Genomic DNA, 13,263 nt, shown 5'->3' with positions numbered 1-13,263 from the left:
CTCTTCCGTCAGAAATCTCCTACTCACTACCTGCAAAGGAATGCCTTCAACCATGCACTTTCCACTTAAGCAATTGGCGGTTGCCACCCTGTTCGCCGCCAGCCTTTCGGCCGTCGCCACACCCGCTTTCGCCAACATCAGCGCAGACCAGAGCACGGCAATCCTGAAGCAGTTCAACGAGACCTCGGTTACCGATTTCCGCGGTTTCCTCGGCACTCTTGCCCAAGGCGAGCTGGGCAAAACGGCCGACACCGGCCCGGCTATCAGCGCGTTTGTGGGCAACAAACCCCTGAGCGCCGAGCAGCAGAACGAGATCAATCGCCTGCTGGGCATTTACACCCGCGTTAAATATGGCAAAGCCGCGCTCGAAACCCTGCGTGAACTGGTGGAAGTCCCGACGTTCAACGTAGACGGTCTGCCACAGTACAAAAACCCGGAATTCCTCAAGATTGCCGCGAAGATCGAGGCCCTGGCCAAGTCCTTCAACCTGAACTTCCGTAACGTCGACAACCGCGTGTACGAAATTTCCTTGGAAGGCAGCGGTGATGAAGTCGTGGGTGTGCACGCCCATGCCGATGTGGTGCCCGTTACCCCGGAAAACTGGGTGCTGCAAGACGGCACCAAACTCGACCCGTTCAAGGTCACGCTGATTGGCGACCGCATGTATGGCCGCGGTACCGAGGATGACAAGAACGGCATCGTGGTGGCGATGTACGCCATGAAAGTGATCAAGGAAGAAAAACTGCCACTGGCGCGCACGTTCAAGCTGCTGGTAGACACCACTGAAGAAACCGCCGGTGATGCCATTCCTTACTACTTCGAACGCAACCCCGTGCCGCAATACAACCTGGCGCTGGATGGCGGTTACCCGGTGGTGATCGCCGAGAAAGGCTCCGGCACCGTGATGGCCACCTTCCCGGTGCGCAAGGGCGAAGGCAAAGGCGCAGAAATCATCGCGATGACCGGCGGCAAGGCGAACAACCAGATTCCGTCGGCCTCGGTGGCCACGCTGGTCAGCGACAGCCCCGCCGAACTGGCCGCCAGCCTGCAACGGGCCGGTGCCGACTATGCCAAGCGCAACGGTGGCAATTTCCAGGTGACGGCCAAGGTCGATGGCAAGGATGTCAAACTAACGGTTACCGGCGTATCCGCTCACTCTTCCGAGCCTGAAACCGGGGTCAACCCGGTGGCGCGCATGCTGGACCTGATCCACAGCCTCGACGGCAAGGTCGCCCTCCAGCACAACCACATCACCGATGCCGCGCGCTATGCCGCCGACAACTGGGGCCTGGATTACCTGGGCGGCAAATTGGGTGTGGGCTACGCGGATGATTTCATGGGGCCGTTGACCACCTCGCTGACGTTTGTGGGGCAGGATGACAAAGCCTTCAAACTGGCCGTGAACCTGCGCGCACCGAAAGGTAAAACCCCGGAGGCGCTCAAGGCGCAAATCGAGCAGAAGCTGAACGCCTGGGACAAGAACGCCAAGGTCAACGTGAGCTTCACTTACTCGTTGGACACGCCGATGTACCGCAACCCTGAAGGCGAATGGGTAAAAGCCTTGCTGGCAGTGGCCACTGAAAACCTGGGCATGGCGCACAAATTCGGCACCTCGGCCGGCGCAACCTCGGTGCACGACCTGCCCAACGGCGTGCAATTCGGCCTGGCCCGCCCGGAAGAGAAGTACACCGGGCACACCGACAGCGAATTCAAGACCGTCGACCAGTTCCTGCTGGACCTGCAGATCGTCACTGAAATGATGGGCCGCGTCGGGCAATTGCCGAAGCTCTGACCCATCTGGTACCCAAGCGAGGCTGCGAAGGCAGCGGCACAGGCACCCTCTTCAGCGCCTGAACCACCGCTTTCGCAGCCTCGCTAAAGCTCGACAGCTCCCACAGGGGATCGGCGGCGCTGGGTTGATCTCGATTCGCAGGGCTATCGCGCCAAATACAACTTCCGACAACAACACCGCCCAAATGTGGGAGCTGTCGAGCCCCGGCGAGGCTGCGATGGCGGCGGTACGGGCAAAATCTTCAGCGCCTGAACCACCGCTTTCGCAGCCTCGCTAAAGCTCGACAGCTCCCACAGGAGATCGGCGGCGCTGGGTTGATCTCGGTTCACAGGGCTATCGCACCAAACACAACTCCCGACAACAACACCGCCCAAATGTGGGAGCTGTCGAGCCCCGGCGAGGCTGCGATGGCGGCGGTACAGGCAACATTTTCATCGCCTGAACCACCGCTTTCGCAGCCTCGCTAAAGCTCGACAGCTCCCACAGGGGATCGGCGGCGCTGGGTTGATCTCGGCTCACAGGGCTATCGCGCCAAATACAACCCCCGACAACAACACCGCCCAAATGTGGGAGCTGTCGAGCCCTGGCGAGGCTGCGATGGCGGCGGTACAGGCAACATTTTCATCGCCTGAACCACCGCTTTCGCAGCCTCGCTGAAGCTCGACAGCTCCCACAGGGGATCGGCGGCGCTGGGTTGATCTCGGTTCACAGGGCTATCGCACCAAACACAATTCCCGACAACAACACCGCCCAAATGTGGGAGCTGTCGAGCCCCGGCGAGGCTGCGATGGCGGCGGTACAGGCAACATTTTCATCGCCTGAACCACCGCTTTCGCAGCCTCGCTGAAGCTCGACAGCTCCCACAGGGGATCGGCGGCGCTGGGTTGATCTCGGTTCACAGGGCTATCGCACCAAACACAACTCCCGACAACAACACCGCCCAAATGTGGGAGCTGTCGAGCCCCGGCGAGGCTGCGATGGCGGCGGTACGGGCAAAATCTTCATCGCCTGAACCACCGCTTTCGCAGCCTCGCTGAAGCTCGACAGCTCCCACAGGGGATCGGCGTTGTGGGTGAGATCTCGCTTTGCAGGGCCATCGCGTCAAAAACAACTCGGCAACAATGACAGCTCTTCAGCCTTGCAACATCAGCATGTCTTCAAAGAACCCACCCACCGGCTCAGTGGGATGGCACAGCTGGATCTCCAATACCCAGGCCATTTCACTCGGTGGGATCTCCAGGTCAGCCAACTCCTTGCTTTCGAACAATGCATGGGGAAAATCCGCAAGGCGGTGCCCCGCCAGGTTGCGCGCCAGCCTCCAGCCCTTTGACGCAGCGCTCTGCTCGGCGAAGTCGTAGAGCTCACGCCCGGTCAGACCACGCAGCCACGCCTGGCGTGTTTCATCGAAGACTTCATGCAACGCCGTCGTACAGGCCTGGTGCAACGGCCCATCGCCAAACACAAACGTATCGCCATAGTCGCCTTCGTAGCCATCCCACACCGGGCCAAGATCGACCACGGCAATGTCATTAGCGCGCAGCCTGCGCTGACGATCAATACCCTCGCGCGGTGGGCGCACAGTGTCGGCGCCAAAACGAATGTAGGTCGGATGCCAAGTGTGCGAAGCGCCCATGGCCTGCAGTTGCTGGGCCGCCATCTCAAGGGCCTCGCCGGTGGTCATGCCGACTTTCAACTGGCTGGCAATCGCCGCCAGGGCACGTATGGATTTTTCCCGTGCAGCCAGCATGCCGTCCAAGGAATAACGCGGGCCGACTTTCTCCCACACCGGGTCAAACGATAGGGAGACTGCTCCAGCACTTGACCGACCACTGGCGACAAACGCCTCTGCGATAAACCGGTGGCTGGGCAACCCCGCTTCAAGGCAGTGGATGCGTACCTGGCCGAGCATTGCACCGTTGCCGCACGCATAGACCTGGGCCTGTTCCCACTGATGCCCATGACTCATTGCAACCTCCTGAACCCTGCCCTCGGAGGACCGCACGGGATGCCAGCGAAAACGGGGATGCTCAAGCATCAGGTGGTCGAGGAAGGCGCTGTCATAAAAGTCCGCCGATTGCGCACCGCCCCAATACAACGTCACGTCGACATCGCGCTTGAGCGCGGTCAGCAAGATAGGCTTGATGCCCGCGTAACCAGTACCCGTAGCGAATAGCACCACGGGCGCCGCCACATCGTCCTGCCAGGTACAGGCACCAAACGGCCCCTCCACGTGCAGACGCTCACCCACGGCGAGACCACCTAGGATACCCTCGGAAAAATACCCGCCACTTACCCGGCGAATCTGGAAGACCAAGCGCCCATCGTCCTCATCGGGCAGGTTGGCAATCGAGAAGCAGCGCGTGTCACCGTCCGCCAGGTGGAACTTGAGGTATTGACCAGCCCGCACCGCCACTGGGGTTTCGGGCATCAATACCAACTCGATCACATCGGGGCCCAACGCACGCTTGCTGTGAACCTGCGCTGCCACTACCAGCGCGGGCGTATCCAGCGACCAGCCGGGAATATGCAGGCGCATGTCGCCACAGGCGTGGCTCTGGCATAACAACATCTCATTGGCTGCCAAAGGATAAGAAGGCTGCGACGTACCCGGCGCCAGGCGTTTGGCCCGGTACGCACCTTCGGCGACCACCACCTTGCACGAACCGCAGGCGCCACGGCGGCAGGAGAACGGCACGGCCAGGCCACTGGCGAGCATGGCGTCGAGCAAGAGTTCGTCGCCCGCTTCAAAGGTTTTCCCCGAGGGCGACAGTTCGATGACATGACGTTTATTCATAAAGACCTCGGGATAAGTAAGGCTTGATTGTTGCGCTAGACTAGGCCCATTAAAACCTCCAGATTTGGATACTTCAGATGGTCCAGATGCGTAAATGGCGTCCACTGCTCCGGCTTGAAGAAGGTGCAAGCCAGGCGTCTTACCGCAAGATCGCCGAAGGCTTGGTCAACGCTATCCTCGAAGGCCGCCTGCCGCCCGGGACGTTACTGCCGGGCACGCGGGAAATGGCACACTTGCTCGACGTCAACCGCAAGACGGTGATCCTGGCCTACGAAGAAGCCATGACCAAGGGCTGGCTGACCAGCGAGCCGCGCCGTGGCACCTTCGTTAATGTAAAGCTGACACCCAAACAGCTGCCCAGCGTTACGCAACCGTCATTCGCGCCGCCGTTACTGGAGCAACCGCTGGTACCCTATTTCACCCATAACGCCCAAGTGGTCGCTCTACAGCATCGGCGCGATGCGCTGTTTTTCGACAACGGCACCAGCGACCACCGCCTGCTGCCCCAGGCAGTTCTGCACCGTTACTATCGCCACGCACTGCGCAACAGCTTTGCCTCCAATACCGTGCGCTACGGCAGCGAAGGCACCGGCTATCACTTGCGCTGCGCCCTGGCCGAGATGCTGCGCAACAACCGTGGATTGACGGTCACTGCCGAAAATATCTGCCTGACCCAGGGCACCCAGATGTCCCTGTTCCTGAGCGCCAACCTGCTGCTCAAACCCGGCGACGTGGTTCTGGTGGAACGCCTGAGCTACCCACCGGCATGGGCAATTTTCCGCAAGCTCGGGGCGAAGTTGGTCACGGTCGACATCGATGATGAAGGTTGCCGCACCGACCAGGTCGAGCACTTATGCCGTGAACACAAGGTGCGCATGATTTACCTCACGCCTCATCACCAATTCCCCACCACCGTGAGCTTGCACGCTGCACGCCGGCAGCACTTGCTGACGTTGGCCGCGCTGCATGACTTCTGCATTATCGAAGAGGACTACGACCACGAATATCATTTCAGTGGCCGCCCTTACCTGCCGCTGGCCAGTGACCGCGCCCAACGCCATGTGCTCTACATCGGCTCGTTGTCAAAGGTGCTGGGCTCGACGTTCCGCTGCAGCTATATCGTGGCGCCCACCTCTGTGATTGAAGCCCTGCAACGCAATGCCGCGCTGATGCTGGGCGATACCGACGCGGTCGCTCAAGCCATGCTGGCAGACCTGATCAATGACGGGGAGTTGAAGAAGCATTTGCGCCGCGTGTCGAAAGAATATCGGGCGCGCCGCACGGTATTGCAAGATTGCCTGGATCAGGCGTTTGGTGCTCGCATACAAGTGCGCGAGCCCGAGGGTGGCTTGGCGCTATGGGTACGTTTGGAGGAAGAAATAGACGTCGATAAGTTGGCAAGCACCGCACTGGAGCACGGCGTTGTGGTGCGCAGTGGTCGTCAGTTTTCCCCCAACGACCAACCGGTAAACGCGCTGCGCCTGGGCTTTGCCTCCCTCGACCGGGACGAAATCCAGCAAGCCACTCAGCGCCTGGCCCAGGCGATGAACGCCATGGGCAAGCGCTGAAAAACTTACCCTGTGGCCCCTAGGAATGGCAGCGCCAGGTACAACTTGATCACCACAGCGTTAGCGATATCGATGAAGAACGCGCCCACCATCGGTACCACCAGAAACGCGATCTGCGAGGGCCCGAAGCGCTGCGTCACCGCCTGCATATTGGCAATCGCCGTAGGCGTGGCGCCTAGCCCGAAGCCGCAATGGCCTGCCGCCAGCACCGCCGCATCGTAGTTGCGGCCCATCACCCGGAACGTCACGAAAATCGCGAACAGCGCCATCAGCAATGCCTGTGCGGCCAGCAGAACGACAATCGGCAAAGCCAGTGCCGCCAAGTCCCAGAGCTTGAGTGACATCAGCGCCATCGCCAGGAACAACGACAAACTGACATTGCCCAGCACCGAGACTTCGCGCTCGAACACCTGATGCCAGCCGAGCATCGACAGCCCATTGCGCAGCACCACACCCACGAACAGTACGCACACAAACGTCGGCAATTCGAATGCGGTGCCCTGGATGGCGGCATTCAACAAGTTGCCGCCCTGCAGGCTGATCGCCACCAGCGCCAGGGTTTCGATAAACGAAAACGCGGTGATCAGGCGCTCTTCGTTCGGTTGCTCGAACCCCTTGGCCAGGCTCGATTGCGGATGCCCAATACCTGGAACCTCGACCCGCTTGATCAGAAAACGCGCCACGGGCCCGCCGATCAGGCCACCGAGCACCAGGCCAAAGGTCGCCGAGGCAATCGCCAATTCAGACGCAGACGCCACGCCATACTGCTCACTGAACACCGCGCCCCAGGCCGCACCGGTGCCATGCCCACCGGACAAGGTCACCGAGCCCGCGAGCAGGCCCATCAATGGGTCAAGCCCGAGCGCCGAGGCCAGCGCGATACCCATGGCGTTTTGCACCACCAGCAGGCCCGTTACCACCAACAGAAACACCGCCAGGATCCGCCCGCCTTTCTTCAGGCTGGCAAAATCGGCGTTCAAACCGATAGTGGCAAAGAACGCCAGCATCAACGGGGTTTGCAATGAAGGATCGAAGCGTACTTCGATATCGGCAAACGCGCGCAACGCCAGGAGCAGCATGGCGACCAACAGGCCACCGGCTACTGGTTCCGGAATGTTGTAGGTACGTAAGAAGCCGATGCGAGCCACAAGCCCGCGCCCCAGCAATAGCACCAGTGAAGCGGCAACGAGGGTTGAATAGAAATCGAGTTGAAGCATCCGGTCAGTTCTCTGAAGTGGACAAGGAGAATGGGTGGCCAGAGTAGAGAGCACAGGGCGAAAAGGTATCGCCCCCACAAAAAACACAGACTTTCCCTACAAGCCTCACAATAATAACCTACAACCGCCTGCACCTCGCCCCTCCAGAGATACGCACAGTAGACTTATCGACGACGCCTTCGCAGCAGAGGCCAGTTGGAGGCGATCTCCCCCGGCTCAGCGTCACGCCCTGCGACTCGCACCAGGTCTGGAAACTCAAGCAACAGGGCACGATTGCCCCGGCCAATGTGCTCCATCACGGCCAGGGTAATGTTTTCACGCACCATGCCCGTCGAAACGTAATACATGGCCCAGGCTTGCTCTGGCGTACAGAGGCCGATCTGTTCTTCAATCTCTTTGTAGGCCTTGTAGTCGTCCGACTCTAAATAACGCTGATCACGACCCTGGCGCATGCTGTCTCCCTCCCCGACCGCGTCACGTACCGCTTTTGACCTTGGTCCAGACCCGTGTCCCAATGCGCTCCGCCTTCAGCGGCAAGGGCTCAAGCGGAACCAGTGTGGCCATAGTCTTTTTATCGGGATAGATCCAAGGGTTATCCCGCAACTTTTGCTCGACGAACTCAGTGGCATCCTTGTTGGCGTTGGGATAGAGCATGTAGTTGGACGTCTTGGCTATCACCTGTGGCTGCAGCATGTAGTTGATGAACGCCAGAGCGGCCTTTGGGTGGCGAGCATCCTTGAGCAACACCCAGTTTTCAGACCAGACCAAGGCGCCTTCGCGCGGCAGGCTGTAGGCAATCTTGCGACCGCTGTTGGACTTTTCATTAATCGCCTGAGCGGCCAGCGCACCATTGGCCCAGCCTACGACCGCGCAGATGTTGCCGTCGGCCAAGTCGGTGTCGATCCGGGAAGAGTCGAAATAGAGCACATAGGGGCGGATTTTCAACAGCAGCGCCTGGGCCTTCTGGTAATCCTCTGGATCGGTACTGTTGCTGGGCAGCCCCAGGTAGTGCAAGGCGATCGAAATGATTTCGCTGGGGGAGTCGAGCATGGCGACGCCACAAGACTTGAGCTTGCTGATGTTTTCTTCTTTGAAGATCAGGTCCCAACTGTCCACCGGGGCGTCATCGCCCAGCGCCGCCTTGACTTTATCCACGTCGTAGCCAATGCCAGTGGTACCCCAGACATAGGGCACGGCGTAGCGATTGCCTGGGTCATTGACCGCCAGCAGGGAGAGGATGTCAGGGTCGATGTGCGAAAGGTTACTCAACTGCGCGCGATCCAGCGGCTGCAGCACCCCAGCCTTGATCAAGCCGGGTAATACATTGGAGGTGGCCACGACCAGGTCATAGCCGGTGCGCCCAGCCATGACCTTGCTCTGCATGATTTCGGCGCTGTCGAAAGCATCCATATGCAGCTTGATGCCGGTCTCCTGCTGGAATTGCCTGGGCGTCTGCGGTTCAAGAAACCCGAACCAGTTATACAGATACACCGAAGATTCAGCGGCGGCTGCGGGCGTGCTGGTTGCAGCCCCCAGGAGCGAAGCTAAAAAAATAGCTCGCAAGTGTGCTCGACTCATATGACTATCCCTGTCCACACGACACGCCTTCATGGCTATCGTAAGCTCGGGGTGAATATACCGAGCATCAACGAATAGTAAATACCTACAAGTACTTAGCTCTGGCCTGCAAAGCCCTAACCCTAAAGGGGTAGAACATGTCGCTTGACCTTCATAGCCTGGCTTGGCACCGATCGGTTGGAAAACTGATCATGCAGCTCAATCGCCCGGAGTTCTGGAGTTCGTTAACCATCAAGGTCCACCGCCGCAACATCTACAGCAAGCTGAATATCAAATCTCAGTCCGAACTGTTTGCGCGTTTTTTCATGCCGCGGCAAGAGATCCCTTCGACGCTTTGAACGGGGTGGTGCGCTGGCGAAGTAAATTGCGCACAAACAAAAACGCCGATCATCACTGATCGGCGTTTTCGTTAAATATGGAGCGGGAAACGAGACTCGAACTCGCGACCCCGACCTTGGCAAGGTCGTGCTCTACCAACTGAGCTATTCCCGCAAATGGCGTCCCCTAGGGGACTCGAACCCCTGTTACCGCCGTGAAAGGGCGGTGTCCTAGGCCACTAGACGAAGGGGACACGCTACTGAAACACATGGTGTGTGTTCCAGTGCCCAGAGGCCTTGTCCGAAGACTTGGTCCTGGTTTCACTCAATGCCGCCCGAAGGCCACACTGCTTGTAAATTGGAGCGGGAAACGAGACTCGAACTCGCGACCCCGACCTTGGCAAGGTCGTGCTCTACCAACTGAGCTATTCCCGCATATGGCGTCCCCTAGGGGACTCGAACCCCTGTTACCGCCGTGAAAGGGCGGTGTCCTAGGCCACTAGACGAAGGGGACACACCTACAACATTCACTCCCTACCGCGTTTCGCTGTGTGCTTTACGCTGTAAGTGGCGCGCATTCTATGGATGGATTGAAAGGTCGTCAACCCCCAAGGATAAATTTATTTAAATCAATGACTTCGCCATGGTTTCACGGCCTTCGCGGGCATTGGCACCGTCCGAGCCTTGGCGCCTATATTCTGGCGTTCGACAAGACGCTATAGTTCACCCTGACAAATGATGGCAATGTGCATCTATTCAGGAAGCGCCTACCTATATAGAAGAAATCACCTGGGCAACTGGTCGATCGGTCCTATCCGCCGGATGACCCAGTCACTACACTCCACAGCACACCCTATTAAAGAGGTCACACCGGTGACACCACTCATGATCACCCTGCTGGTAATAGCCGGGATCGTAATACTGATCGCCATTGGCTACATGAACCACGTGGTGGAAAACAACAAGCTGGAAAAGAAGCGTACCGAGATCGAGCTTAACGATCGGCTGCGTCGCTGCGGTGAAATCACCGAGACCTTCCCCGGCCAACTGATGACCCCAGCGCTCAAGCTGTTGCTGGCTCGCCTGGAACTGAACGTCAACCAGCGCCTGTTGAACCTCAACAAGTCCAGCGCACCGCTCAAGGCCCGCATCACCGAATTGAATGCGCTGATCGCCCAAGGCGAATCGATTCCGGTGCCCAACCCACCGGCCCCGATCCAGACCGAAGCCAAGGCCAAGGACGTGCGCTTTTTGCTCGAAGCCCTGCACGGCCAAGTCACCCGCGCCGCCCAGGACGGCTTCCTGCCGACCAACGAGGCCAAGCACTGGATCAAGGAAATCCGTCATATCCTGGTGCTGCTGCACATCGAGTTTTTCAACAACCTCGGCCAGCACGCCCTGCTGCAAGGCCAACCCGGCCAGGCACGCCTGGCGTTCGAGCGCGGCGTGCAGTACCTGCGCAAACAGCCGGAGCCGGTGCTCTACAGCGCCCAGTTGCAACTGCTGGAGTCCCAACTGGCGCGCGCCAACTCCACAGTGCTGACCAACAGCAAGCCGGCCGAGGACGAAGTCAACGAGCTGACCGAGGGCTTGAAAGTCGTCGACGCCGATGCCGAGTGGAAGAAGAAAGCTATTTACGATTGATGGCAACGCGACGCAATGCTCAAAGCAACGACGATCAAAGGTGGAAGCTGGCTTGCCTGCGAAGACGTCGGCCCAGCAAACATTGATGTTGACTGACACACCGCTTTCGCGAGCAAGCCCGCTCCCACAGTGGGATTGTGGGGTGTCAGGTAGGTGAGCATCGGCTGGCAGGCCTTCATCGCAGGCAAGCCAGCTCCCACAGTGAAATCATCACATGCCATCAATGTGCACCTATCCTCCCGCCCCCGACTAGCGTAAAAAAGTGCCCCTCACTCCGTGAAATTAGAGGCCTGTTATGCCTGTCGCCGTGATTGATGGACAACCGCTGCACTATATCGACCAGGGCGCCGGCCCTGTCGTGCTACTGGGTTCGAGTTACCTGTGGGCCAGCGACATGTGGGCGCCGCAGATTGAAGCACTGTCGCAGCAATACCGCGTGATCGTCCCCGAGTTGTGGGGCCACGGTGAGTCCGGGCCGTTGCCAGCACCCACCCATTCCCTGGATGACCTCGCCCGCCAGGCCCTGGCGCTGCTGGATCACCTGAGCATCGAGCAAGCCAACCTGGTGGGCCTCTCGGTCGGCGGCATGTGGGGCGCACGCCTGGCATTGCAAGCTCCCGAGCGCATCAACAGCGTAGTGCTGATGGACACCTACCTCGGGGCCGAACCCGAAGCAACGCGCCAGTATTATTTCTCGCTGTTCAAGATGATTGAAGACGCCGGGGCGATCCCCGAACCGTTGCTGGATGTGATCGCACCGATCTTCTTCCGCCCGGGCATCGACCGCGAATCCGCGCTGTACCGGGACTTTCGCCAGTCACTGCAAGACTTCCCCAGAGAACGCTTACTGGACAGCATTGTGCCGCTGGGCCGCCTGATCTTCAGCCGCGAAGACATCTTGGCGCACTTACCTGCATTGGACTCCGACACCACCCTGGTGATGTGCGGCGAGCAGGACAAACCCCGGCCACCCGCCGAGTCCGAGGAAATGGCCGACCTGATCGGTTGCAGCCTGATCCTGATCCCCGAAGCCGGGCATATCTCCAGCCGCGAGAACCCGGATTTCGTCAACGAGGCGCTGCTGACCTTCCTCGCCAACCACGCCTGATCGCCCAGCCCTCAGATCGCAGCGTCTACGCTGCGATCAAAGGCGGAAATGCCCCACCATCCCCTTGAGTTGCGCACCCAACTGCGCCAACTGGATGCTCGAGGCGGCATTGCCTTGCATGCTCAACGCAGAATGATCGGCACTCGCCCGAATACTGGTGACGCTGCGGTTGATCTCTTCGGCCACCGAGCTTTGCTCCTCGGCGGCGGCGGCGATCTGTTGGTTCATCTGCTGGATCAATGAAACAGCCGCCGCAATGCTGCCCAAGGCCCCTTCGGTTTCCAGCGCATCACTGACCGCCAGTTTCACCAACTCGCCACTCTGCTGGATCTGCTGCACCGAGGACTGCGCCGCACTGCGCAGCGTGCTGACCAGCCGTTCGATTTCCTCGGTCGATTGCTGGGTGCGCTTGGCCAGTGCCCGCACTTCATCGGCCACCACTGCGAAGCCACGCCCCTGCTCACCGGCACGCGCCGCCTCAATCGCAGCGTTCAAAGCCAGCAAGTTGGTCTGTTCGGCCACGCTCTGGATCACGCTCAAGACGGTACCTATATTCTGGATTTGCGCGCTAAGGCTTTCGATACTGGCGCTGGCACTGTTGCTGGATGTGGCCAGCAACTCGATCCGCTGCAGACTCATGCGCACCACCTGCTGGCCGCTATCGACCTTGGCATCCGCGGTCTGCGCGGCTTGGGCCGCCTGCTCGGCATTGCGTGCCACATCGTGCACCGTGGCGGTCATCTGGTTCATCGCCGTAGCGACTTGCTCGGTTTCGTCCTTCTGGTTGCTGACTTCGGCAGTGGTTTGCTCGGTGACGCTGGACAATGAATGCGCGGAGCTGGCGAGCTGTTCGATCCCCGCCTGCAACCCGCTGACCATCTGGCTCAAGCTGTTGCCCATCTGCTGCATCGCCTGCATCAGTTGGCCGATTTCATCACGCCGGCTGATCTCCATGCGCCCACTCAGGTCACCCGAGGCGATCTGCTGGGCCACGGCGATCACTGCCCGCAACGGCGTAACAATCAAGCGGGTGATCACCCATGCAGCGATCAAGCCCACCAGCAGCGCCAGGGCAGATGAACCGATGATCAGCAGCGTGCTGTGCTGCAACTGCGTTTGCATGGACTGGTCTTCGGCGGCGTACGCCTGGTTGACCCTATTCACCACTTGCTCGGCGCGGTCATGCAATTGCGTGTAGACCACTTTTTCCTGGGCCAGCAGCCCGGTGTATTCGCCGAGCTTTTC

General features: G+C 59.6%; 9 protein-coding genes, 4 tRNA genes and 2 pseudogenes. 5 read left to right on the top strand and 10 right to left on the bottom strand.

Annotation, left to right across the window (positions count from 1 at the left end):
- Nucleotides 1–52: 52 nt before the first annotated feature.
- A complete protein-coding gene (locus tag CLM72_RS09920) occupies nucleotides 53–1,792 on the top strand; it encodes a dipeptidase (RefSeq protein ID WP_105226317.1) in 1,740 nt (579 codons plus the stop codon).
- 1,132 nt (nucleotides 1,793–2,924) lie between these two features.
- On the opposite strand, the gene CLM72_RS09915 is transcribed toward CLM72_RS09920, so the two are convergent.
- A complete protein-coding gene (locus CLM72_RS09915; protein WP_105226316.1) occupies nucleotides 2,925–4,586 on the bottom strand; it encodes a M24 family metallopeptidase in 1,662 nt (553 codons plus the stop codon).
- Nucleotides 4,587–4,663: 77 nt separating this feature from the next.
- Between CLM72_RS09915 and CLM72_RS09910 the strand changes: the two genes are divergently transcribed.
- Nucleotides 4,664–6,154, top strand: coding sequence for a PLP-dependent aminotransferase family protein (locus CLM72_RS09910; RefSeq protein ID WP_105226315.1), 1,491 nt, complete (start codon nucleotides 4,664–4,666; stop codon nucleotides 6,152–6,154).
- A 5-nt stretch (nucleotides 6,155–6,159) separates the two neighbouring features.
- Here the strand turns inward: CLM72_RS09910 and gltS are convergent, their stop codons facing one another.
- The 3 genes from gltS to CLM72_RS09895 all read right to left on the bottom strand — a co-directional run bounded on the left by gltS (nucleotide 6,160) and on the right by CLM72_RS09895 (nucleotide 8,949).
- A complete protein-coding gene (gene gltS, locus CLM72_RS09905; protein WP_105226314.1) occupies nucleotides 6,160–7,371 on the bottom strand; it encodes a sodium/glutamate symporter in 1,212 nt (403 codons plus the stop codon).
- A 164-nt stretch (nucleotides 7,372–7,535) separates the two neighbouring features.
- Nucleotides 7,536–7,823, bottom strand: coding sequence for a hypothetical protein (locus tag CLM72_RS09900; RefSeq protein WP_105226313.1), 288 nt, complete (start codon nucleotides 7,821–7,823; stop codon nucleotides 7,536–7,538).
- Between the two features lie 22 nt (nucleotides 7,824–7,845).
- Nucleotides 7,846–8,949, bottom strand: a complete 1,104-nt coding sequence (locus CLM72_RS09895) for a polyamine ABC transporter substrate-binding protein (protein ID WP_105226312.1) — start codon at nucleotides 8,947–8,949, stop codon at nucleotides 7,846–7,848.
- A 218-nt stretch (nucleotides 8,950–9,167) separates the two neighbouring features.
- Here CLM72_RS09895 and CLM72_RS29040 point away from each other — a divergent pair.
- A pseudogene (locus tag CLM72_RS29040) lies at nucleotides 9,168–9,287 on the top strand (LuxR C-terminal-related transcriptional regulator); the annotation flags it as partial.
- 78 nt (nucleotides 9,288–9,365) lie between these two features.
- Here the strand turns inward: CLM72_RS29040 and CLM72_RS09885 are convergent.
- The 4 genes from CLM72_RS09885 to CLM72_RS09870 form a co-directional block, all read right to left on the bottom strand.
- Nucleotides 9,366–9,441: transfer RNA gene (locus tag CLM72_RS09885), tRNA-Gly, on the bottom strand.
- Between the two features lie 3 nt (nucleotides 9,442–9,444).
- Nucleotides 9,445–9,520, bottom strand: a tRNA-Glu gene (locus CLM72_RS09880).
- Between the two features lie 105 nt (nucleotides 9,521–9,625).
- Nucleotides 9,626–9,701: transfer RNA gene (locus tag CLM72_RS09875), tRNA-Gly, on the bottom strand.
- Between the two features lie 3 nt (nucleotides 9,702–9,704).
- Nucleotides 9,705–9,780 (bottom strand) — tRNA-Glu (locus tag CLM72_RS09870).
- 359 nt (nucleotides 9,781–10,139) lie between these two features.
- On the opposite strand from CLM72_RS09870, the gene CLM72_RS09865 reads away from it, so the two are divergent.
- Both CLM72_RS09865 and CLM72_RS09855 read left to right on the top strand, forming a co-directional pair.
- Complete coding sequence (locus CLM72_RS09865; RefSeq protein ID WP_168220170.1) at nucleotides 10,140–10,910, top strand: hypothetical protein; 771 nt, start codon at nucleotides 10,140–10,142, stop codon at nucleotides 10,908–10,910.
- Between the two features lie 295 nt (nucleotides 10,911–11,205).
- Nucleotides 11,206–12,018, top strand: a complete 813-nt coding sequence (locus CLM72_RS09855) for an alpha/beta fold hydrolase (protein WP_054898853.1) — start codon at nucleotides 11,206–11,208, stop codon at nucleotides 12,016–12,018.
- 36 nt (nucleotides 12,019–12,054) lie between these two features.
- On the opposite strand, the gene CLM72_RS29540 is transcribed toward CLM72_RS09855, so the two are convergent.
- Nucleotides 12,055–12,897, bottom strand: a complete 843-nt coding sequence (locus CLM72_RS29540) for a methyl-accepting chemotaxis protein (protein ID WP_370706333.1) — start codon at nucleotides 12,895–12,897, stop codon at nucleotides 12,055–12,057.
- Between the two features lie 15 nt (nucleotides 12,898–12,912).
- A pseudogene (locus CLM72_RS29535) lies at nucleotides 12,913–13,140 on the bottom strand (HAMP domain-containing protein); the annotation flags it as partial.
- Nucleotides 13,141–13,263 lie beyond the last annotated feature (123 nt).

Source organism: Pseudomonas sp. MYb193 (assembly GCF_002966775.1).
Lineage (GTDB): Bacteria > Pseudomonadota > Gammaproteobacteria > Pseudomonadales > Pseudomonadaceae > Aquipseudomonas > Aquipseudomonas paracarnis.
This window is presented reverse-complemented; position numbering and strand designations above follow the sequence as displayed.